We start from the raw sequence: 21,354 nt of genomic DNA on the forward strand, positions 1-21,354 counted from the left end.
CGCGTCAATATATCAATGGATGTGGTGATTGGTTAACCTTTGGTTATGGTTTGCAAGAAAAATCCTATATAAACGATGGTGAGGTGAAAAAGCGTATTTCGTGGCGTTAATTGAGTGGTTTTTCTTGCCTGTACTTGGGTATTTTCGCGAATTACCTGATTAAATATTTATTTAATATTTCATTAACATTTGACGCCAAACTATAAATGATCGCTATAGTGAAAACATGTGAATAAAATGAAATATAGATTTAATGACCATATTCTCTTTGACGCAGACACCAGAACCCTTAGTCCAACAGATTTTTCTGACGATCCCATATCCATATCCAGTCCTTCCAAACGGTTGCTGCTGCTGTTGATTGCCCACCATGGCGAAGCCGTAGGGCGTGAACTGATATTCAAGAAGGTCTGGGACGATTACGGCATGGTTTCCAGCAATAATAATCTTAATCAATGCGTCAGCAAATTGCGGCGGGTGATTAAAAATCTTGGCGTTGAGGATGAGGTCATTGTTACGGTCCCTAAAGTGGGTTTTATGTTGCGTGATGAGATTACCATCGAGTCTTATGAAGACGCGGAAGATATTAACGACGCAGAGCCTGCCGCGATGTTGCCGGGATCTGCGCCTGAAGCGGCGGTAAATCCGCCGCCCGAAACCGTCATCAATGGGGCCGCCTCTCAACCTGGTTATTCCCGCCGCTGGTGGCTGATGCTCAGCGCGTTGGTTCTGGGGGGGCTTTTCATGGCTATTGCGATGACGACCTATTTCAGCGGTTCGGGGGCCCGGCAGGAGAGCTACCTGGGAAAGTCGGGCAATTGTAAGGTGTTCATGTCGCTGCCTGATGCCTCAAGCTCGGTCAGCGCCAGCCTGAATCGGGACATTCTGGCTTACGCCGCGCACCAAACGGGAGAATGCAGCGGCGATGAGTTTTTGCTGGTAGTGCGCAGCAATCAGGTCAGGGCTTACATTTCCGGCATCTCCCGTTTATTCCTGCTGCGCTGCAAGATCTTGCGTGAACATAAGATGGAGATCTGTTCCGGTTTGGAAAGCGACAATGCCGAGTTTATTAATTGACCATTGAAGCCATTGCTCAACGCGATTGAAAGGGCGACGAATATGACAAAAATATTACAGCGTTGAAATAGAACGTTTGATTTCATTTGGCGAGTCGCCGTGTGGCGTTTATCGAGAGGTATTTCCTTTTTTCTACCGCTTACTACCTAATTATGGTGATTATGTATGGTTAAAGCCGATTTCGGTGATGCGTTGCTATTCTTTGAACCCAGCTTTTTAGTGAGAAGAGGAATGAAAGCATTTCTCGTTACCCGATCAAGCGACAGGTATTTTATCGATACTTTGACGGCGCTGGAGAGGGCATTGAAAGAGGGAAAGCCTCATGCGCTAATTATGGAGTTATATCATCATAGCGAATATTTGTATGATGTATTACGGTTCGTTCTGACGGCAAAAAATGTCTGGCCGGAAATTCCCCTGGTGATTTTCACCGCTGTAGAACACCCCGGCATATTAGCGTTGTTGGCGACGGATGCGCGCATAGCTATCGTGGCAAAGGATGATCCTTTGCATTGTCTGAGTGACGCCATTGCGGCTGCCGGTGAGTTCTCCGGCTATCTTTCCCCACATATTCGCGCCCGGTTGACGCATTCGGCCACCGCATTATCTGACAGCGAATGGCGCGTTTTAGCCATGATGGCTGCCGGTGCTTCTCCAAGAAGCATCGCCAATGTGACCCGGCGAAGTTACAAAACCATAAGCTCCCATAAACTGAATATTATGCGAAAGTTGGGTCTCAATCAGGCCGGCTTTATGCGGCTAATTCTTACCTTGAGAACCCGATACCCTTCCTGAAACGTGGCGAAAAGCCTCCTTTTCTCTACGGCGGCCGATCTTGATTGGCTGCTGCCCCCCCTGTGTGAATCTCATCAATCTTCCCTCCCAACGAATAACGCCGGCGCTGAAATTCTGCGCGGGTATGGGAGTGAGGGACAGGGCTGCCAAATGGCTAAATAATCGCCGCCTGATGGGGTTAAACCACAATGTGATTGTGCTTTCATCAAATGCTTAACCCGCTTTTTAATGTGATTTACGGGGAGATAAAACATTAATTATGGAATTTAAATCTAAATATTTGAACTTTAATAGTTAATGATTCTTTTTTGATCGACTGGGGATATTCTTGTGGCGTCAAGCAGACTGGCTAAACGCAGTGATGCAAACGGCTGGCTGAGAATGGACGAAAGAAAGAAAACATATTCAACATTGAAGGGAGTTACACCATGAAGAAAATGACACTGGCTCTGGCGATCGTTTCCGCCTTTGCAGCGGTCAGCACTGCACAAGCCGCCGACGTTACCGCTCAGGCGCTGGCAACCTGGTCTGCAACCGCCAAGAAAGACACCACCAGCAAACTGGTCGTGACGCCGATTGGCAGCCTGGCCTTCAACTATGCAGAAGGCATTAAGGGTTTCAACAGCCAGAAAGGCCTGTTTGACGTCACCGTGGAAGGCGATACCACGGCAACCGCTTTCAAACTGACCTCAAAACTGGTCTCCAATACGCTGACTCAGCTGGATACTTCCGGTTCTACTTTGGAAGTCGGGGTGAACTATAACGGTGCGGTGGTCGGGAAAACGTCTGAAACCACCCTGATCGACACCACCGCCGGTATTTTGGGCGGCAATCTGAGCGCCTTGTCCAACGCCTACAACCAGGCCGGCCGCACCAGCGCGCAGGATCAGTTCACCTTCAGCATCATCGGCGCGACGTCAAACGGCACCACCGCCGTCACGGATTTCAGCACGCTGCCGGAAGGTATCTGGAGCGGCGATGTCAGCGTCGAATTCAACGCGACCTGGACTTCCTAATCCCCGAACGATCTGCATCTGGCAGGGGGGAGACCTCCTGCTATTTATCGCCCATCAACGCCAGTGGAATACCGCAATGACACGCTTTTCTCTCGCCGTCACCCTGATGTTAATGCTGCTGCAGCCGGCTTTGGCTCTCGATGTGGGTGAGATCAGCTCCTTCATGCCGGGCGACAGCGCGCGTCTGAGTAAGGAAATCAAAAACACCACCGACAGCGGCCGGCTGGTCAACGTCAGCATCGAACGCATTTCCAGCCCCCTGGCCTCCGGTACGGTGATCCCGATGAGCAGCCGGGATGAAATGCTGCTGTCGCCCGCCAGCCTGATCTTGCCGGCCAACGCCAGCGATGTGATCCGCTTTTACTACAAAGGGCCGAACGACGCGCAGGAGCGCTATTACCGCATCATCTGGTTTGATCAGGCGCTGAGCGAGGCGGGGCAAAATTCGGCTCGGCGCAATGCCGTGGCCACCACGTCGGCGCGCATCGGCACCATTTTGGTGGTGGCGCCCCGGCAGGATCGCTTCGCCTATCAGTTCGCCAATGGGCGGATCAAAAACACCGGCAATGCCACGTTCAAAGTGGTGGCCTACGGCAATTGCAGGAACAAGCAGGACGGCAGCGACTGCAAGGAAAACTATTTCGTGATGCCGGGGAAGGATCGCGCCTTCAGCAAGGTTGACGTCAACGATAAAAAAGGGCGTGTCGCGCTGTGGCACGGCGAACAGTTTATCCCGGTGAAGTAATGCGCGCGTTATCCACGATGGATGCAAAACAATCACGCAAGGAGTGGCATGTGAACGCTGTGCTGTTGAAAACGCTTTTGGCTGCCGGTGTGCTGGCGCTCCCGACGCTGTTGCCTGGCCGTATGGCGATGGCGGCCGGCTTGACGCAGATTAACGGCGTGCTGATCCCGCAAACCTTCAGCCTGGCGTTGCGCGAGGGGATGAGCATTCCGTTGTTGCTGCATTATGAAAAGAGCGATGGCGTCAAAGATGACAGCCGCATCGGCCACGCCTTTCTCTACCTGGATCAGGACAGCCTAAAGATTCGTCGGGTGACGCTGGAGGATAACGACGACGGCGCCCGGCTGACGGCGGCGATTGCCGCTCAGCTGCAGGCTTTGCAGGATGCGCCATTCGATCGCCGGCAGCATATCCGGGTCGCGGACGACGCCTGGCTGGCGCTGGATTTCCGGCAGCTCAACCTGCAGCTGGTGGTCAAGGAATCCGCCTTGGGAACGGTACTGCGCAGCCGCTCCAGCGATATCGGCGCGTCCAGCGTAGATGCCGTGAGCAGCACGCTGGATTATAACCTGGGGGTCTACGACAACCGCGCCCGCGCCAGTGAAGGCAATACCTCCAGCTATTTATCGCTCAACAGCGTCACTGCGCTGCGTGAACACCACGTGGAGTTGAACGGTTCAATCTACGGCATCGGCAGCGGCGATGAAAACGCCACGCTGTACAAAGCGATGTACGAGCGCGATTTCGCCGGCCGCCGTTTCGCCGCCGGCATGCTGGACAGTTGGAACCTGCAGTCGCTGGGGCCGGTCACGACGCTCAACTCGAGCAAGATTTATGGTCTGTCATACGGTAACCGCGCCAATTCGACGGTATTCGATAACACCCAATCGTTGACGCCGATCGTGGTGTTTTTCCCATCGGCCGGCGAAGTGCATCTGTCGCGCGACGGACGGCTGCTCAGCGTGCAGAACTTCGCCATGGGCAACCATGAAGTGGACACCGGCAGCCTGCCCTACGGCATTTATGACGTCGAAGTGGAGGTGGTGGTCAACGGCAAAGTCGTGGATAAACGCATGCAGCGAGTGAATAAACTGTTCAGCCCCAACCGCGGCGTCAATGCGCCGCTGGCCTGGCAATTCTGGGGCGGGATGCTGCGCATGGACGACTGGCGTGGCGAGCGGGAACGCCACCGCCCGGCAAAGGATTCTTATTTGCTTGGCGCTTCGGCGACCGGCAATCTGCAAACGCTGAATTGGGCGCTGTCGGGGTACTCGTTTGACGGCAACGCCGTCGGCGAGAGCCGTATCAGCCTGCCGGTGACCGAGTCGATTCAGTTCAACCTGCAAAATATGGCGGCCTCCGATCGCTCCTGGAGCCTGATCAACAGCGTCAGCGCCGCGTTGCCCGGCGGTTTCAGCAGCCTGTGGGTCAACCAGGAGAAAACGCAGATTGGCGATCGTCTGTTGCAAAATGACGCCTATAACCGCGCCGTTGGCGGCAGCCTCAATCTGGGGGCGCTGTGGTCTCCGCTGGGCACCCTGAGCGTCAGCTACAACGACGATAAAAAGAACGACAGCCACTATTACAACGCCGACTATTACCAGAATATCTTTACCGGCCGTTTCGGCACGCTGGGCGTGCGTGCGGGCGTGCAGCGCTACAACAACGGCAGCAGCAACGCCAATACCGGCAAATACATCGCGCTCGATTTTTCACTGCCGATGGGCAACTGGCTCAGCGCGGGCGTCTCCAACCAGAACGGCTACACCACCGCCAACCTGGCGGCGCGCAAGGACATCAAGGACGGGCCGATTCGCACCCTGGGCGCCAACCTGTCGCGGGCGATTTCCGGTGATACCCGCGGCGACAATAGCTTCAACGGCGGCGGCTATGCGCGCTTCGACACCAAATATTCCACCGGCACGCTCAACGTCAGCAGCTCCGCCGACGGCTACGTCAACAGCAGCCTGACCGCGAGCGGCAGCGTAGGCTGGCAAGGGCGTGATATCGCCATCAGCGGCCGCAACGAAGGCAACGCCGGGATCATCTTCAACACCGGCATCGAAAATGACGGTCTGCTGACCGCACGGGTTGACGGCCGGATGGTGAAACTGAGCGGCAATAAGAACTACCTGCCGTTGTCGCCTTACGGCCAGTACGACGTTGAGTTGATGAACAACAAAAACTCGGCGGAGAGTTTCGACATCGTGACCAAACGCAAGAGCAAGCTCACTTTGTATCCGGGCAACGTGGCGGTGATCTCGCCGGAGATCAAACAGATGGTGACGGTATTCGGCCGCATCAAGGCGGAGGACGGCACGCTGCTGGCCAACGCCTATATCAAGAACCATATCGGCCGCACCCGCACCGATGAGAAAGGCGAATTTATCATGGATGTCGACAAGAAATTCCCGGTTATCGATTTTACCCACAGCGGCAATCAGACATGCGAAGTGGATTTGGATCTGAGCAAGGCGCAAGGCGCAGTGTGGGTCGGCGACGTGATCTGCACCGGGCTGAAAACCTATGCGGGCAATGTTTCATCCGGGGAGTTTGACCATGAGAGCTAACGTTGCGCTGTTGTTATTGCTGGTGCTGATGGCCCCTGCGCTGCAGGCGGCGGTCAGCCAGACCAACTGGCCGGATGCGGCGGTCATGAAATTTGTCTTCGTGGAAAACAACGCCGACGACAACTTTTTCGTCACGCCCGCCGGCGGGCTGGATCCGCGCATGACCGGCGCCAATAAATGGACCGGGCTGAAATACGGCGGTTCAGGCACTATCTATCAGCAAAGCCTGGGGTATGTGGATAATGGCTACAACACCGGGTTGAATGCCAACTGGCGTTATGACATGTGGCTGGAAAATGCGCCGATCAAGAATCCGTTCCTCGGTTTGCGCTGCATCAACTGGTATGCCGGCTGTAATATGGATACCAGTTTGATCCTGCCGCAGGCCACCGACGAAAAGGGGTTTTACGGCGCGGTGGTCACGACCGGCGGTGCAAAATGGATGCACGGCATGATGTCGCCGAGTTTCTATCAGTATCTGAAACAGATGGCGGCGGGCGAAGCTTTCAGCATGCAGATCAACGGCTGCCAAACGTCAGTGGCGTACGACGCCTCAGCCGGCGGCCGCTGTCGGGATCAGGCCAGCGGCAGCTGGTACAAGCGCACCGTCACGCACAGCAAGGCGGCGCACCTGCGTTTTATCAACACCAACGCCGTCTCGGAAGTGTTCGTCAACAGCGATGGGGTGCCGATCATCGGCGAGGGCAATGCCGATTGCAAGAACCAGACCATCGGCGCCCGCTCAGGCATCATGTGCAAAATGGTCAGCTACGATTTGCAGACCGACGGCAGCGTCAGCAATACCTCGATTCATATTTTTCCGGCGATTAATCATGCGGCGCTGTCTTCAGCGGTGAATGCCGCCGATCTGCAGTTCAGTCTGAACGGCAACACCTGGAAAAATACCTCGGGCACCGGCAGCTACTATACCTTTAACGAGCTGAAGAGCAGCAACGCGGTCTATGTGTTCTTCTCCAGCAATTTCTTCAAGCAGATGGTCGCGCTGGGGATATCCGACAGCGGCACCCGCGATCTGATCAATTTCCGCTTTCAGAACACCACTTCGCCGGAGTCGGGGTGGTATGAGTTTTCCACCTCAAACCAGCTGATTATCAAACCGCGCGATTTCAGCATCAGCATTATTTCCGATGACTACGACAACAGCCCACACCGTGAAGGGTATGTCGGCCCGGCGGAACCGGCGCTGGAGTTCGGCTATTTCGTGACCACCAGCGGCAAAACCGCCGCCGATCAGGTGAGGGTGATGGCGACCGGGCCTACTCAGGCGATCAACGGGGTGAACTATTGTCTTTTTTCCTCTGCGGATAACAGTACCCGGGTGCCGTTCCCCGCTACCCTCGGCATCACCACCAGCACCAACGGCCAGCAGAGCTTCGCCGCCGGCTGCGATGGCCAATGGCACGACATGACCAACGCGCTCTGGAGCAGCACCCCGTGGAATGATATTTCCGGCGAAGTGGGGGTGCTGAACAAGACCCGCGTGACGTTCAGCATTCCGATGAATAATCCGATCTCGCTGAGAACCGTCGACGGCAACGGTTGGTACGGCGACGTCAGCGCCGCCGGTGAAATTCATGTCGAAGCCACCTGGCGCAACATTAATTGAGGACAGCGTGTGAAACGGGTGCTGATAGGATTGCTGTGTCTGTCTTTTCCCTTTACCGTCGCCGCGATCAATGTCGGCACCCTGACGTTCGCCATGGATCAGGACCGTTCATTCACCGCCAAGCGAGTGTTGAATAACAACCGCAGCGCGCGCCTGTATCAGGTGAGCATTCGCGCCATCGATCGGCCGGGAGAGCGCGAGGCGCGCAGCCGGCCGGTGGATGGCGAACTGCTGTTCGCCCCACGTCAGCTGACGCTGCAGGCCGGGCAGGCGGAGTACTACAAGTTTTTCTATCACGGGCCGCAGGATAATCGCGAGCGTTATTACCGGGTCTCATTTCGCGAAGTGCCGACCCGATTGTTCGAGCCGGGGCCGCGTCAGGGCGCCGGCGTCAACCTGGAGCCGATCGTGGTGATGGACACCATACTGGTGGTGCGCCCGCGTCAGATAAACTTTGCCTATCGGCTCGATGCGCAACGCGGCACGCTCACCAACACCGGCAACACCTACTTCAAGTTCCTGCTCAAACCGGGCTGCAACAGCACGGATGAAGAGGGCGTCACCGAATACCTGCGACCCGGCGATACGCTGACCCATCCCGGTATTCGGCTGAAGGGACAGAAATTCATTATCTATAACGACAAATTTATCAGCGTAGACCGCAGCTGCCTCGATTAACGCGGCGGAATGGCGAAGCGGAAGCAGGCACCGTTTGGCGCTTGTTCGATCAGCTGAATGTCGCTGTCGTGCAGCTGCAGAATGCGCCGCACGATCATCAACCCCAGCCCGCCGGCAGGGCGCCGGGCGCCGCTGATGATCGACGGGCGTACAAACAGATCGGCGCGCAACGCCTGCGGAATGCCGGGGCCGCTGTCGCTGACCTGCACCATCACCTGGTCTTCCTGCCGCCACAGCCGCACGCCGATATCGCCGCCGGGCGGCGTATGGCGAATGGCGTTGTCCAGCAGGTTGGTCAGCACCCGCTCAATCATGCTGAGATCGGCGAACACCGGCGGAATGCCGGGAGCGATGTCGGCGTGCAGCCGCTGGTTACGCGCCTCCGCCGCCAGCTCGAATTTCTGGAATACGTCCTGCAGCAGTTCGCTGAGGGAGAAGGGTTCTTTCTGCGGTTTCACCACGCCGTATTCCAACCGCGCCAGCTCAAACAGCTCCTGCGCCAGCTTGCCCACCTTGCGGCTCTGCGCCAGCGCGATCTCCAGATAGCGCCGCCGATCGGCTTCGCTCAGGGTGGCGGCCTTGACCGACAGCGTTTCCAGATAACCGTGCAGCGAGGTGAGCGGGGTGCGCAGATCGTGCGAGACGTTGGCGATGAATTCACGCCGCAGCCGATCCTGCTGCGCCAGCGTTTGCCACTGTTCGGCAAGGCGCTGCGCCATGCGGTGGAAGGCCTGTTGCAGCTGGCTGACCTCGTCACGCCCGGCCGGCGTCGCCGGCTGCGCCGCGTAGGCCTGCACCGCCTCAATGCCGCCGTTGTCCAGCGCATTGACCTGCCGGGTCAGGCGACGGATGGGGCGCGTGACCCAGTAGAAAGCGAAACCGCCGGCCAGCAGGCTGAACAGCACCATCACCCCGGAGGTCCACAGCGCCATCCTGACCGCCGAGTTGAACTGGGCGTTGCTGGCCAGCGCGGTATAGTCTTCCCCGAGCAAGACCACATACAGATAGCCTTCGATTCGGCCGTCGACCTTCAGCGGCGCGACGCTGAACACCTTGCGCCCGTCCGCGCTGCGTGGATCGTCGCCATACACCGGCATCTGCGCGCCATCGAGCAGCGCCTGCAGCGGCGGCAGCGCGACCCGCTGCCGTTTCAGGTGCCCGGCCGGCGCGGCATTGCCGATAATCGCCCCTTGCTTGTCGAGCAGGTATACCTCAACGCTGGGATTCACCGCCATCAGCTGATCGAACAGGGTGTGCACCGCCTGCGGATCCGGGCCGTTCGCCCCCAGCAGCGGGTTGCTGTCGGCGATGTGCTGCGCCAGGCTGCCGGACAGGCGTTGGATCACCGCCTGACTGTATTGGGTGCTGCTGCGCACCTGCATCCAGCCGGAAAAGGCGCAGCCGATGACGATCAGCAGTGCGAAGATCAGCGTAAGGCGTGGCGCTAACGTAAGGTTTTTCATGGCTCACTCTTGCGGCGTGGCCGCGAATTTATAGCCCATGCCCCACACCGTGAGGATGCGCTCGGGTTCCGCCGGGTTGCGCTCGATCTTGATGCGCAGCCGGTTGATATGGGTGTTGACGGTGTGCTCATACCCTTCGTGCTGATAGCCCCAGACCTGATTCAACAGGCTGAGGCGGGAGAACACCTGGCCCGGATGGCGGGCGAAAAAATACAGCAGGTCGAATTCGCGCGGCGTCAGTTCGATCGGCTGCTGCTGCAGGCGCACCTCGCGGGCGATAGGGTCGATGGTCAGATCGTTGAAGCTGAGCACGCCGGCGTCCATGCGCAGGTTGCGGCTCATCGCCTCCTGGCGGCGAAACAGCGCCTTGACCCGCGCCACCAGCTCCAGCATGGAAAAGGGTTTGGCCAGATAGTCGTCGGCGCCCAGCTCCAGCCCCAGCACGCGATGCACCTCGCTGGAGCGCGCGCTGGTGATGATGATCGGCGTGTAGCGCGTCATGGTGCGCGCCCGGCGGCAAATCTCCAATCCGTCTACGCCCGGCAGCATCAGATCGAGGATCAAAGCGTCCCAGCCGCCCTGTTCCAGCATCGCCATGCCCTGATTGCCGTCGGCGGCGTGGCTGATGGCGTAACCCTCGTCACGCAAATGCAGCTGCAGCAGTTCGGCGATGTCGCCATCGTCCTCGACGATCAAAATGCGTTTTGGCTTTTCCATTCTCATTACCGCTGATTGCCCGATTCTCTCTGAAGTCTACACAACCCCCACCGGTGGAGTTATCACATTTTATTTAACTTTGCGTGAGGTCTTGGGGAACAAATCCGGGGAATACTCGGTTCATCGCATCATTAGTCGGCAGGAATCGCCATGAATCTCACTCTCACCCCGGAACCACGCCAGACCGTGCATCCGCTGTGGCTGCGGTTGACGCATTGGCTCAATGCGCTGGCGATGCTGATCATGGTGACCAGCGGCTGGCGCATCTACAACGCTTCGCCGCTGTTCAACTTCAGCTTTCTCAACGAGCTGACGCTTGGCGGCTGGCTGGGCGGCGCGTTGCAGTGGCACTTCGCCGGCATGTGGCTGTTCGGCGTCAACGGGTTGTGCTACCTGCTGATCAACCTGGCCAGCGGGCGTTTCAAACGCAAATATTGGCCGCTCAGCCCGAGGCAGTTTCTCGCCGATTTCGGCGCGGCGCTGCGCGGCCGGCTGCAGCACGCCGACTTGCGCCACTACAACATGGTGCAGCGCGTGGCCTATTTGTCGGTGATGGTCATCGGCGTGCTGAGCGCGTTGTCCGGATTGGTGTTGTGGAAGTCGGTGCAGTTTCCCCTGCTGCGCACGCTGCTCGGCGGCTATGAAGCGGCGCGCTATATCCACTTTTTCGCCATGTCGGCGCTGGTGGCCTTCGTGGCGATTCACCTGGTGATGGTGGCACTGGTGCCCCGTACGCTGCTGGCCATGCTGCGCGGACGTTAAGGAGTTCACGATGGAAAAGGATAAAACGATCATGACGATCGGCGAGGGACAGGCGATCGTCAAAGAAGCGCAGCGCTTGTTGACCGCGTCGTCTCGCCGCCGCTTTCTGCGCAATGGCCTGACGCTGGGCGGCATCGCCATGCTCACCGGCTGCGATCTCAGCGACAACGCCAATGTCGAACAGGCGCTGAGCCGCATTTCGCGTCTCAACGATCGGGTGCAGGGCTGGTTGTTCAACGGCGAGCGTCTGGCGCCGGTCTACCCGGAATCGATGATCACCCGGCCGTTCCCGTTCAACGCCTTTTACGCCGAGGAGGAGGCGCCGGATATCAACGGCGACGACTATCGGCTGGAGGTGGCCGGGCTGGTGCGGGACAAGCGCGCCTGGAGCCTGCCGCAGCTGCACCAAATGGCGCAGGTGAGCCAGGTGACGCGGCATATCTGCGTCGAGGGCTGGAGCGCCATCGGCAAGTGGGGCGGCGTGCCGTTCGCCACCTTTCTCAAGGCGATCGGCGCGGATCTGAGCGCTCGCTACGTCAGCTTCAAATGCGCCGACGACTACTACACCAGCATCGACATGGCCACCGCGCTGCATCCGCAGACGATTATCGCGCTGACCTATGACGGCCAGATCTTGCCGCGCAAGTATGGCTACCCGATGAAGCTGCGCATGCCGACCAAGCTGGGCTACAAGAATCCGAAACACATTCAGGTGATCGAGGTCACCAACCGCTTCCCGGGCGGTTACTGGGAAGACCAGGGTTACAACTGGTTTGGCGGCAGCTGAGGCGGCCGCCGGCCATTCTCCGGCACTCCGGTGCCTTTGACATGACGGAAGGAAATACCATGAAAAAGTTATTCGCAATGATGATGTGCAGCGCGTTGATGCTGGGTGTGGCCGGCGCCAACGCCGCGGACAGCATGAGCAAAGACGCGATGAAAAAGGACGGCATGAGCCAGATGTCGCACGACGGCATGGCGAAAGACGGCATGAAGAAAGATTGCATGGGCAAGGAGTGCATGAAGAAAGACAAGATGGCCAAAGACGCCATGAAAAAGGATGGCATGGCGAAAGACGGTATGGCCAAAGACGGCATGAAGAAAGACGAGATGAAAAAGGACGCGATGGGGCATTAAGCCGCCGCGATCCGCGGCCGGAAGCGGGCGTTCCGCTGCGGCCGCGGACAACATAAGGAGAGGGGATGATGCAGGCGACATGGCTGCGGCGCTTTCAGCGCTCGAACGGGGACGTTATCTTTATGCGCGCGGCGCTGGTGGTGATCTTCGCCGCTTTCGGCTACGCCAAGTGGTTTGATTACGAGGCGCAGGGGCTGGTGCCGCTGATCGGCAACAGCCCGCTGCTGAGCTGGATGCATCAGGCGTTTGGCATTCGCGGCGCCAGCTATGCGCTGGGCGTCGCCGAATGGAGCTTCGGTTTATTGCTGCTGGCGGGATTCTGGTCGCGGCGTCTGGGCCTGCTGGGGGCGATCGGTTCGACGGTGACTTACCTGACTACGCTGACGCTGATCTTTTCCACGCCGGGCGCCTGGGAGCCTTCCGCCGGTGGTTTCCCGGCCATGGCTGGGGCCACCAGTTTTTTAATCAAGGATCTGGTGTTGCTGGCCGGCTCCCTGGTGCTGCTGAAAGCCGATTTGCCGGCCGAGCAGGCATAAAAAAGGGCGTAGCCTGGCTACGCCCTCTCTCCATCGCCGGTTATCACATATCCGGGAAGGTCAGGGTGCCCCCCGGCGCTTCGCGATGAATGTGCAAGAAGTTCAGGTGCTTCTCGTACTGGTCGAGGATATCGCCAATCACCTGTTCCTTGCTGTAGTCCATCAGGTCGTTGCCCTGGGTGCCCTCCATCAGGAAGGTCTCCAGCCGGTAGTAGTGCGACTTGCCGGAACGGGCGCGGTAGGTGAAGCCCGGCACCGAGTAACGCATCGGCCAGATCTGATAGATGAAGTTCTGTTCTTCGCCCAGGTGCACCAGCAGCTCCAGGTGATTCAGGCGTTCGTCTTCGGTCGGCGGCACTTCGCTGAACTCCACCTTCGCGCCGCGCAGCGCCAGCTCGCGCGCCACGTCCTGCATCGCCGGGCGGCAGACCTTATCCAGCATTTTTTGCGTGTACTGAGTACCCGGGTAGTTCATCACCCGCGACAGGCGCTGTTTCCAGTTGAGCACGTCGTGGCTGGAGACCGGCACCGGCGCCAGGGTGCTGAGCGCGCTGGCCTTGCGGTAGTCTTCCACCCGCAGCGATTTATACAGCCCGGCCATCACGAAGAAGATCACGAAACTGAACGGCAGGCCCATGATCACCGTGGTTTTCTGCAGCGCCGGCACGCCGTCGGTCATCAGCATGCCGATGGTCAGCAGGCCGATGGCTACCGACCAGAAAATCCGCAGCCAGTTCGGCGCATCATTATTGATGTCGGCCAGCCGCGAAGTGAAGTTGCCCAACACCAGCGAGCCGGAGTCCGCCGAGGTGACGTAGAACAGCAGGCCGGTGATGGTGGCCACCGAGGCGCTGAAGGTGAAGCCGGGATATTGCGCCAGCAGGCTGTAGACGCCGCGCTCCGGGAACTGCATCACTTCCTGCGCGAATTCGGCGTTGCCGTGAATGATCTGATACAGCGCGCTGTTGCCGAAGATAGACAGCCACAGCAGGGTGAACACGAACGGAATAATCAGCGTGCCGACCACGAACTGGCGAATGGTGCGCCCACGCGAGATGCGCGCCAGGAACAGGCCGACGAACGGCGACCACGCCACCCACCAGGCCCAGAAGAACAGCGTCCAGTTGTTCATCCACTCCACCGGCCGATCGAAGGCGAAGCTGTTGAGCGTCATGCCCATAAAGCGGTTGACGTAATCGCCGACGTTAAGCACCAGCGCGTTGAGCAGGAACTCGGTGTCGCCGAAGAACAGCACGAACAGGATCAGGCCCAGCGCCAGCAGCACGTTCAGCTCGGACAAGATGCGGATGCCCTTGTTGACGCCCGAAGTGACCGAGATGGTGGCCATGATCACCGACAGCAGGATCAGCGAGCCCTGTACCGTCAGGTTTTCCGGGATCTCGAACAGCACCTTGAGGCCGTAGTTGAGTTGCACCACGCCGATACCCAGCGTGGTGGCGATGCCGAAGATGGTGCCGAGCACCGCGGCGATGTCCACGCTGTGGCCGATCGGGCCGTTGATGCGTTTACCGAAGATCGGGTACAGCGCCGAACGGATGGTCAGCGGAAGATTGTAGCGATAGCTGAAGTAGCCGAGGGCGATGCCCATCAGCGCATACATCGACCAGCCGGTCAGGCCGTAGTGGAACAGCGTCCAGACCATCGCCTGGCGCGCCGCCTCCAGCGTTTGCGCGTCGCCTTCCGGCGGCATCATGTACTGGGTCACCGGCTCGGCGACCGAGAAGAACATCAGATCGATGCCGATGCCGGCGGCGAACAGCATCGCCGCCCAGCTCATCAGGCTGAACTCCGGTTTGGACTGTTCCGGCCCGAGCTTGATCGAACCGAAGCGCGAGGCGGCGATAAACACCACGAACACGATGTACAGCGTCGCCGCCAGCAGGTAGTACCAACCGAAGGTGGTCGACACCCAATTCAGCGTGCGGGTGATCCACTGCCCGGAGAAGTCGGTGAAAAAGATGGTCATCAGCGAGAAGGCCAGGATCAGCCCCGCCGAGGTGAAGAAAACCACAGGGTTGAGGCGGTCCTGCTGCGGTTTGGAGGAGGTTTCGCGTGTTGTCATCGTCATCCTCTGAACTGAGTAAAATCGTGCCGCTCCGCATTCTGGGGCGCGTTGGCGCCGCCGGAAAACGGGCGAATGAAGGCGGCGGCCATCCCCACGGGGATGGCCTGAGTGATGCCGCTTTCGCCTGTTGCTGAAGCGCCGGAGCGCTTCGCGGCGGGAACCGCTTACAGCCACTGATTTTGGTCAGATTCGTTAATTACCTCACAAAAATCAGCCAGTTCCACAACCAGATAGTACAAATTTTTAACCAGGCGGCAATAAAATATATGCAATTTTTATTGAACGTTCAATCAAAAAAAAGTTTAATAGTCCGCATGATGACCTGAATCACGGGCGAAACGGCAGTGAAATTTGCCCGCTGAGATAAGGCCGAAGTCGGTTTTGTGAGAGTCGAAATATGCCAAAGGTAGGAATGCAGCCAATCAGAAGGCAGCAGTTGATTGATGCCACGCTCGCCGCGGTAAACGAAGTGGGAATGCATGACGCCACCATTGCGCAGATCGCGCGGCGGGCCGGCGTTTCCAACGGCATCATCAGCCATTATTTCAAGGATAAGAACGGCCTGCTGGAAGCCACGATGCGCTACCTGATCAGCCATCTGGGCGAGGCGGTGAAGCTGCGCTTGCAGGCGCTGACCGACCACAGCCCGGCGGCGCGGCTGCAGGCGATTGTCGCCGGCAACTTCGACGACAGCCAGATCAACAGCGCGGCGATGAAGACCTGGCTGGCCTTTTGGGCCAGCAGTTTGCATCAGCCGCAGCTCAATCGGCTGCAACAGGTGAACGGCCGCCGGCTCTATTCCAACCTGTGCGCCGAGTTTCGCCGCGTCATGCCGCAGCCGCAGGCACGCCTGGCGGCCAAGGGGCTGGCGGCGCTGATCGACGGACTGTGGCTGCGCAGCGCGCTGCGCGGTTCGGCGTTCAATCAGGCGCAGGCGTTGGCGCTCACGACCGAATACATCACGTTCCAACTCCGGGGGCAAACGCCGCCTGGAGGATAACCCAAGGAGATCCTATGTCCCGTTTTGGCTTGCAGAAGCTCTATATTCATGGCGCCTATGTAGACAGCACCGCTGGAAAAACCTTCAACGCCATTAACCCGGCGAATGGCGAAGTACTGGCCGAAGTCCAGTCCGCCGGCGCTGAAGACGTCGATCGTGCGGTGGCCAGCGCGGCCAGCGGGCAGAAAGTGTGGGCGGCGATGACGGCGATGGCGCGTTCGCGCATCCTGCGTCGCGCGGTGGATATTCTGCGCGAGCGCAACGATGAGCTGGCGGCGCTGGAAACGCTGGATACCGGCAAAGCGATGTCGGAAACCACCGCAGTGGACATCGTCACCGGCGCCGACGTGCTGGAGTACTACGCCGGCCTGATCCCGGCCATCGAAGGCGAACAGATCCCGCTGCGCGATACCTCGTTCGTTTACACTCGCCGCGAACCGTTGGGCGTGGTGGCCGGCATCGGCGCCTGGAACTACCCGATTCAAATCGCGCTGTGGAAGTCTGCGCCGGCGCTGGCGGCGGGCAACGCGATGATCTTCAAACCGAGCGAAGTCACGTCGCTGACGGCGCTGAAGCTGGCGGAAATTTACACCGAAGCCGGCCTGCCGGACGGCGTTTTCAACGTGGTGACTGGCAGCGGCGCGGAGGTGGGGCAGTACCTGACCGACCATCCGGGCATCGCCAAAGTGTCCTTCACCGGCGGGGTGAAAACCGGCAAGAAGGTGATGGCCAACGCGTCGGGGTCGACGCTGAAGGAAGTCACCATGGAGTTGGGCGGCAAGTCGCCGCTGATTATTTTCGACGACGCCGATCTGGATCGCGCCGCCGATATCGCCATGATGGCCAACTTCTACAGCTCCGGCCAGGTGTGCACCAACGGCACCCGCGTCTTCGTGCCGGCGGCGCTGCAGGCGCAGTTTGAGGCGAAGATCCTCGAGCGCGTGAAGCGCATTCGCCTCGGCGATCCGACCGATCCGCAGACCAACTTCGGGCCGCTGGTCAGCTTCGCGCACATGGAGTCGGTGCTGCGCTTTATCGAGAGCGGTAAAAACAGCGGCGCGCGCCTGCTGTGCGGCGGCGAACGCGTCACCCACGGCGAGTTCGGCAAGGGCGCTTACGTGGCGCCGACGGTGTTCAGCGACTGCCGCGACGACATGGAAATCGTGCGCGAGGAGATCTTCGGGCCGGTGATGAGCATCCTCAGTTACCAGAACGAAGAGGAAGTGGTGCGCCGCGCCAACGACACCACCTTCGGCCTGGCCGCGGGCGTGGTGACCAACGATCTGGCTCGCGCGCACCGCGTGATCCATCAGCTGGAAGCCGGCATTTGCTGGATCAACACCTGGGGCGAGTCGGCGGCGGAAATGCCGGTCGGCGGTTACAAGCAGTCCGGCGTCGGCCGCGAGAACGGTCTGACCACGCTGGAGCACTACACCCAGATCAAATCGGTGCAGGTTGAGCTGGGCGATTACGCCTCGGTATTCTGATCTTCCCGTCGTCTTTCGAGCCGCAGCCGCGTTGGCTGCGGCCGACAATCCCCAGAGAGCCAAATACACCGCCTGTTGTGGATCCGCGCTTCGCGTTTTCGTCTCATGCAGGCCTATAAAGTAAGGAGATAATGAATGGAATTTGACTACATCATTATCGGTGCCGGTTCCGCCGGCAACGTGTTAGCCACCCGATTGACCGAAGACGCCGACGTCAGCGTCCTGCTGCTGGAAGCCGGCGGCCCGGATTACCGGATGGATTTCCGTACCCAGATGCCGGCCGCGCTGGCGTTTCCGCTGCAGGGTCGCCGCTACAACTGGGCGTATGAAACCGACCCTGAGCCGCACATGAACAATCGCCGGATGGAATGCGGCCGCGGCAAAGGGCTGGGCGGTTCGTCCCTGATCAACGGCATGTGTTACATTCGCGGCAACGCGATGGACTTTGACAACTGGGCCAAGGCGCCTGGCCTGGAAGATTGGACCTATCTGGACTGCCTGCCGTATTTCCGCAAGGCGGAAACGCGCGATATCGGCCCGAACGATTACCACGGCGGCGAGGGCCCGGTGAGCGTCACCACGCCGAAAGCCGGCAACAACGAACTGTTCCACGCGATGGTGGAAGCCGGCGTGCAGGCGGGCTATCCGCGTACCGACGATCTGAACGGTTACCAGCAGGAAGGCTTCGGCCCGATGGATCGCACCGTGACGCCGAAAGGCCGCCGCGCCAGCACCGCTCGCGGTTATCTGGATCAGGCGCGTTCGCGGCCGAACCTGAAAATCGTTACCCATGCGCTGACCGACCATATCGTGTTCGACGGCAAGCGTGCGGTGGGCGTCAAGTATTTGCAGGGCGACAGCAATCAGCTGACTCACGCCACAGCACGGCGCGAAGTGCTGCTGTGCGCCGGTGCCATCGCCTCGCCGCAGATCCTGCAGCGTTCGGGCGTCGGCCCGGCGGCGCTGCTGAACAGTCTGGATATCAAGGTGGTGCACGATCTGCCGGGCGTGGGGGAAAACCTGCAGGATCACCTGGAGATGTATCTGCAGTACGCCTGTAAGAAACCGGTGTCGCTGTACCCGGCGCTGCAATGGTTCAACCAGCCTAAGATCGGCGCGGAGTGGCTGTTCAACGGCACCGGCATCGGCGCCAGCAACCAGTTCGAGGCCGGCGGCTTCATCCGCAGCCGCGAAGAGTTCGCCTGGCCGAACATTCAGTATCACTTCCTGCCGGTGGCGATTAACTACAACGGCAGCAACGCGGTGAAAGAGCACGGTTTCCAGGCGCACGTCGGCTCGATGCGTTCGCCGAGCCGCGGCCGGGTGCAGGTGAAGTCGAAAGATCCGCGTCAACACCCGAGCATTCTGTTCAACTACATGGCGACCGAGCAGGATTGGCAGGAGTTCCGCGACGCCATTCGCATCACGCGCGAGATCATGGCGCAGCCTGCCCTGGACGAATACCGCGGCCGCGAAATAAGCCCGGGGCCGGAGGTGCAGACCGACGAGCAGCTGGACGCCTTCGTGCGCGAGCACGCCGAAACCGCTTTCCACCCGTCCTGTTCGTGCAAAATGGGCGAGGATGAGATGGCAGTGGTCGACGGCCAGGGCCGGGTGCACGGCATGGAAGGATTGCGGGTGGTGGATGCGTCGATTATGCCGCTGATCATCACCGGTAACCTGAACGCCACCACCATTATGATCGCCGAGAAGTTAGCCGATCGCATTCGCCAGCGCGCGCCGCTGCCGCGCAGTACCGCCGACTATTACGTCGCCGGCGATGCGCCGGTGCGCAAGCTGTAACCGACACGCCCTCTCGCCGTTGAGGGGGAGGGCCGCCGTAGCAAGCAACCCCTCTCCATATGCTCTTCCCCAAGGCGAGGGGGCAACTCTCTTTTTTATCCCTTATCCCATCATGCCGCCGGCAGCGAGATCGCCTGATCGAAACTGGTGGGCGTCGCCATGCGCCACATGCGGGCGTAGAACTCGCTTTTGATCTCCGGCTGCAACAGCGCGCCCGGCTCCAGATAGTAATAGATATCGGCGTATACCTTGATCTCGGTCGGCGTGATACGGCGCAGCATATGGTGCGAGGTCAGCTGCTCCGGGCGGCTGACGCCGGCCGCCGCCAGCATGTCCGCCAGCGCTTTCACCGTATTTTGATGGAAGTGATAGACGCGTTCCGACTTGTTCGGCACCACCAGCGCCTTTTGCCGCAGCGGATCTTGCGTCGCTACGCCGGTCGGGCAGTGGTTGGTGTGGCAGCTTTGCGACTGGATGCAGCCGACGGCGAACATAAAGCCGCGCGCCGAGTTCACCCAGTCGGCGCCGAGCACCAGCACGCTGGCGATGTCGAAGGCGCTGATGATCTTGCCGCTGGCGCCTACCTTGATTTGGTCGCGCAGGCCGCAACCCACCAGCGTGTTATGCACGAACAGCAGCCCTTCGCGCAGCGGCATGCCCATATAGTTGGAAAGCTCGAGCGGCGCGGCTCCGGTGCCGCCTTCCTTGCCGTCCACCACGATGAAGTCCGGCAGGATACGGGTGTGCAGCATCGCCTTGACGATGGCGACGAACTCCCACGGGTGGCCGATGCACAGCTTGAAACCGACCGGCTTGCCGTCAGACAGCTCGCGCAGCTGCTGGATGAACTGCATCATTTCCAGCGGGGTGGTGAAGGCGCTGTGCGAGGCCGGCGAGATGCAATCGACGCCTTGCGGCACGCCGCGGGTGGCGGCGATTTCCGCATCCACCTTTTTCGCCGGCAGAATGCCGCCGTGGCCTGGCTTGGCGCCCTGGCTGAGCTTGATTTCAATCATTTTCACCTGCGGGCTTTGCGCCTGTTCAGCAAAGCGGCGCGGATCGAAATGACCGTCGGCGGTGCGGCAGCCGAAATAACCGCTGCCCAGTTCCCACACCAGATCGCCGTTGTTTTCGCGGTGATAGCGGCTGATGCTGCCCTCGCCGGTGTCGTGGTAGAAGTTGCCCTTGGCCGCGCCGAGATTGAGCGCGCGAATGGCGTTGGCGGAGAGCGCGCCGAAGCTCATCGCCGAAATGTTGAAGATTGACGCGGAATAGGGCTGGCGGCAGTCGGCGCCGCCGATAGTGATGCGGAAGCTGGTCGGGTCGGCGGCTTCCACCGGCCGCATGGAGTGACCGATGCACTCATAGCCGGTTTGGTACACATCCAGCAGGGTGCCGAACGGCTTGTCGCCCATCTCGTTTTTCGCCCGGCGATACACCAGCGTGCGCTGGGTGCGCGAAAACGGGATCTCTTCATTATCCTGTTCAAGGAAATACTGGCGCAGCTCCGGGCGGATGAATTCAAAGAAGAAACGCAGGCGGCCGATGATCGGGTAGTTGCGGCAGATGGCGTGGCGCTGTTGCGTGAGATCGTAGATACCCAGCACCATCAGACAGCCGCAGGCCAGGGCCGGCAGCCAGAACCACGGATGGTTGTGCATCATGATCAAGAAAACCAGGGTGAGCAAGATGCTCAGCACAAAGCAGGTATAGCGGCTGAATAAGGACGACTTCATAACATCTCCTGATGTTTATTTTAATCCACACGACATGACTCACGGATAGTCCGTGTGCAAATCGTAGCCAACAGGAGAGGATGTTGTGTGTCTGTTGCTGCTTTGTCGCCGGTTGTTAC

18 protein-coding genes are annotated in these 21,354 nt (G+C 59.4%); 14 read left to right on the plus strand and 4 right to left on the minus strand.

Going from position 1 to position 21,354, the window contains the following annotated elements; translation table 11 throughout:
- Positions 1 to 237 precede the first annotated feature (237 nt).
- The 7 genes from GKN89_RS08660 to GKN89_RS08690 all read left to right on the plus strand — a co-directional run bounded on the left by GKN89_RS08660 (position 238) and on the right by GKN89_RS08690 (position 8,508).
- Complete coding sequence (locus GKN89_RS08660; RefSeq protein ID WP_154747051.1) at positions 238 to 1,077, plus strand: winged helix-turn-helix domain-containing protein; 840 nt, start codon at positions 238 to 240, stop codon at positions 1,075 to 1,077.
- Positions 1,078 to 1,242: 165 nt separating this feature from the next.
- Positions 1,243 to 1,872 (plus strand): LuxR C-terminal-related transcriptional regulator, encoded by a 630-nt coding sequence (locus tag GKN89_RS08665; RefSeq protein ID WP_019454475.1) that lies wholly within the window; start codon positions 1,243 to 1,245, stop codon positions 1,870 to 1,872.
- 428 nt (positions 1,873 to 2,300) lie between these two features.
- Positions 2,301 to 2,888, plus strand: a complete 588-nt coding sequence (locus tag GKN89_RS08670; RefSeq protein ID WP_154746789.1) for a common pilus major fimbrillin subunit EcpA — start codon at positions 2,301 to 2,303, stop codon at positions 2,886 to 2,888.
- Between the two features lie 76 nt (positions 2,889 to 2,964).
- On the plus strand, positions 2,965 to 3,633 hold the full coding sequence (locus tag GKN89_RS08675) for a hypothetical protein (protein ID WP_154746790.1): 669 nt from the start codon (positions 2,965 to 2,967) through the stop codon (positions 3,631 to 3,633).
- A gap of 17 nt (positions 3,634 to 3,650) precedes the next feature.
- Complete coding sequence (locus tag GKN89_RS08680) at positions 3,651 to 6,203, plus strand: CS1-pili formation C-terminal domain-containing protein (RefSeq protein ID WP_154747053.1); 2,553 nt, start codon at positions 3,651 to 3,653, stop codon at positions 6,201 to 6,203.
- Positions 6,193 to 7,830: a hypothetical protein gene (locus tag GKN89_RS08685; RefSeq protein ID WP_154746791.1), complete on the plus strand. Its 1,638-nt coding sequence runs from the start codon at positions 6,193 to 6,195 to the stop codon at positions 7,828 to 7,830. Before GKN89_RS08680 ends, GKN89_RS08685 begins: the two co-directional genes overlap by 11 nt.
- Before the next feature lie 9 nt (positions 7,831 to 7,839).
- Entirely contained in the window at positions 7,840 to 8,508 is a 669-nt protein-coding gene (locus tag GKN89_RS08690) for a fimbria/pilus periplasmic chaperone (RefSeq protein WP_370520182.1), read from the plus strand.
- On the opposite strand, the gene GKN89_RS08695 is transcribed toward GKN89_RS08690, so the two are convergent.
- Together GKN89_RS08695 and GKN89_RS08700 are read right to left on the minus strand one after the other, a co-directional pair.
- Positions 8,505 to 9,971, minus strand: coding sequence for a HAMP domain-containing sensor histidine kinase (locus GKN89_RS08695; RefSeq protein ID WP_019454470.1), 1,467 nt, complete (start codon positions 9,969 to 9,971; stop codon positions 8,505 to 8,507). The genes GKN89_RS08690 and GKN89_RS08695 overlap by 4 nt on opposite strands.
- Before the next feature lie 3 nt (positions 9,972 to 9,974).
- Positions 9,975 to 10,688, minus strand: coding sequence for a response regulator transcription factor (locus GKN89_RS08700; protein ID WP_019454469.1), 714 nt, complete (start codon positions 10,686 to 10,688; stop codon positions 9,975 to 9,977).
- Positions 10,689 to 10,838: 150 nt separating this feature from the next.
- Here GKN89_RS08700 and GKN89_RS08705 point away from each other — a divergent pair, with 150 nt between their 5' ends.
- The 4 genes from GKN89_RS08705 (at position 10,839) to GKN89_RS08720 (ending at position 13,123) form a co-directional block, all read left to right on the plus strand.
- Positions 10,839 to 11,450: a cytochrome b/b6 domain-containing protein gene (locus GKN89_RS08705; protein ID WP_154746792.1), complete on the plus strand. Its 612-nt coding sequence runs from the start codon at positions 10,839 to 10,841 to the stop codon at positions 11,448 to 11,450.
- A 10-nt stretch (positions 11,451 to 11,460) separates the two neighbouring features.
- A complete protein-coding gene (locus tag GKN89_RS08710; protein WP_019454467.1) occupies positions 11,461 to 12,237 on the plus strand; it encodes a molybdopterin-dependent oxidoreductase in 777 nt (258 codons plus the stop codon).
- Between the two features lie 59 nt (positions 12,238 to 12,296).
- On the plus strand, positions 12,297 to 12,587 hold the full coding sequence (locus GKN89_RS08715; RefSeq protein WP_019454466.1) for a pentapeptide MXKDX repeat protein: 291 nt from the start codon (positions 12,297 to 12,299) through the stop codon (positions 12,585 to 12,587).
- Positions 12,588 to 12,652: 65 nt separating this feature from the next.
- On the plus strand, positions 12,653 to 13,123 hold the full coding sequence (locus GKN89_RS08720) for a YkgB family protein (protein ID WP_019454465.1): 471 nt from the start codon (positions 12,653 to 12,655) through the stop codon (positions 13,121 to 13,123).
- 43 nt (positions 13,124 to 13,166) lie between these two features.
- Here the strand turns inward: GKN89_RS08720 and GKN89_RS08725 are convergent, their stop codons facing one another.
- Entirely contained in the window at positions 13,167 to 15,206 is a 2,040-nt protein-coding gene (locus GKN89_RS08725; RefSeq protein WP_154746793.1) for a choline transporter, read from the minus strand.
- Positions 15,207 to 15,606: 400 nt separating this feature from the next.
- Between GKN89_RS08725 and betI the strand changes: the two genes are divergently transcribed.
- The 3 genes from betI to betA all read left to right on the plus strand — a co-directional run bounded on the left by betI (position 15,607) and on the right by betA (position 19,499).
- Positions 15,607 to 16,209: a transcriptional regulator BetI gene (gene betI, locus GKN89_RS08730; RefSeq protein WP_025159983.1), complete on the plus strand. Its 603-nt coding sequence runs from the start codon at positions 15,607 to 15,609 to the stop codon at positions 16,207 to 16,209.
- A gap of 14 nt (positions 16,210 to 16,223) precedes the next feature.
- The gene (betB, locus tag GKN89_RS08735; protein WP_019454462.1) at positions 16,224 to 17,696 is read left to right on the plus strand and encodes a betaine-aldehyde dehydrogenase; all 1,473 of its coding nucleotides are present in this window, start codon (positions 16,224 to 16,226) and stop codon (positions 17,694 to 17,696) included.
- Between the two features lie 135 nt (positions 17,697 to 17,831).
- Positions 17,832 to 19,499: a choline dehydrogenase gene (betA, locus tag GKN89_RS08740; RefSeq protein ID WP_154746794.1), complete on the plus strand. Its 1,668-nt coding sequence runs from the start codon at positions 17,832 to 17,834 to the stop codon at positions 19,497 to 19,499.
- A gap of 110 nt (positions 19,500 to 19,609) precedes the next feature.
- Here the strand turns inward: betA and GKN89_RS08745 are convergent, their stop codons facing one another.
- Positions 19,610 to 21,235 carry an FMN-binding glutamate synthase family protein gene (locus tag GKN89_RS08745; protein ID WP_154746795.1) on the minus strand — a complete coding sequence of 542 codons (1,626 nt, stop codon included), beginning with the start codon at positions 21,233 to 21,235 and terminating at the stop codon, positions 19,610 to 19,612.
- Positions 21,236 to 21,354: the final 119 nt, after the last annotated feature.

The sequence above is a fragment of the Serratia sp. YC16 genome, from assembly GCF_009707615.1.
Lineage (GTDB): Bacteria > Pseudomonadota > Gammaproteobacteria > Enterobacterales > Enterobacteriaceae > Serratia > Serratia surfactantfaciens.

Coding starts and splice junctions, on each gene's coding strand:
- GKN89_RS08700 (WP_019454469.1), bottom strand. CDS start 10,688: ATGGAAAAGCCAAAACGCATTTTGATCGTCGAGGACGATGGCGACATC.
- GKN89_RS08725 (WP_154746793.1), bottom strand. CDS start 15,206: ATGACAACACGCGAAACCTCCTCCAAACCGCAGCAGGACCGCCTCAAC.
- betI (WP_025159983.1), top strand. CDS start 15,607: ATGCCAAAGGTAGGAATGCAGCCAATCAGAAGGCAGCAGTTGATTGAT.
- GKN89_RS08680 (WP_154747053.1), top strand. CDS start 3,651: ATGGATGCAAAACAATCACGCAAGGAGTGGCATGTGAACGCTGTGCTG.
- GKN89_RS08660 (WP_154747051.1), top strand. CDS start 238: ATGAAATATAGATTTAATGACCATATTCTCTTTGACGCAGACACCAGA.
- betB (WP_019454462.1), top strand. CDS start 16,224: ATGTCCCGTTTTGGCTTGCAGAAGCTCTATATTCATGGCGCCTATGTA.
- GKN89_RS08695 (WP_019454470.1), bottom strand. CDS start 9,971: ATGAAAAACCTTACGTTAGCGCCACGCCTTACGCTGATCTTCGCACTG.
- GKN89_RS08705 (WP_154746792.1), top strand. CDS start 10,839: ATGAATCTCACTCTCACCCCGGAACCACGCCAGACCGTGCATCCGCTG.
- GKN89_RS08720 (WP_019454465.1), top strand. CDS start 12,653: ATGATGCAGGCGACATGGCTGCGGCGCTTTCAGCGCTCGAACGGGGAC.
- GKN89_RS08745 (WP_154746795.1), bottom strand. CDS start 21,235: ATGAAGTCGTCCTTATTCAGCCGCTATACCTGCTTTGTGCTGAGCATC.
- GKN89_RS08715 (WP_019454466.1), top strand. CDS start 12,297: ATGAAAAAGTTATTCGCAATGATGATGTGCAGCGCGTTGATGCTGGGT.
- GKN89_RS08710 (WP_019454467.1), top strand. CDS start 11,461: ATGGAAAAGGATAAAACGATCATGACGATCGGCGAGGGACAGGCGATC.
- betA (WP_154746794.1), top strand. CDS start 17,832: ATGGAATTTGACTACATCATTATCGGTGCCGGTTCCGCCGGCAACGTG.
- GKN89_RS08670 (WP_154746789.1), top strand. CDS start 2,301: ATGAAGAAAATGACACTGGCTCTGGCGATCGTTTCCGCCTTTGCAGCG.
- GKN89_RS08685 (WP_154746791.1), top strand. CDS start 6,193: ATGAGAGCTAACGTTGCGCTGTTGTTATTGCTGGTGCTGATGGCCCCT.
- GKN89_RS08675 (WP_154746790.1), top strand. CDS start 2,965: ATGACACGCTTTTCTCTCGCCGTCACCCTGATGTTAATGCTGCTGCAG.
- GKN89_RS08665 (WP_019454475.1), top strand. CDS start 1,243: ATGGTTAAAGCCGATTTCGGTGATGCGTTGCTATTCTTTGAACCCAGC.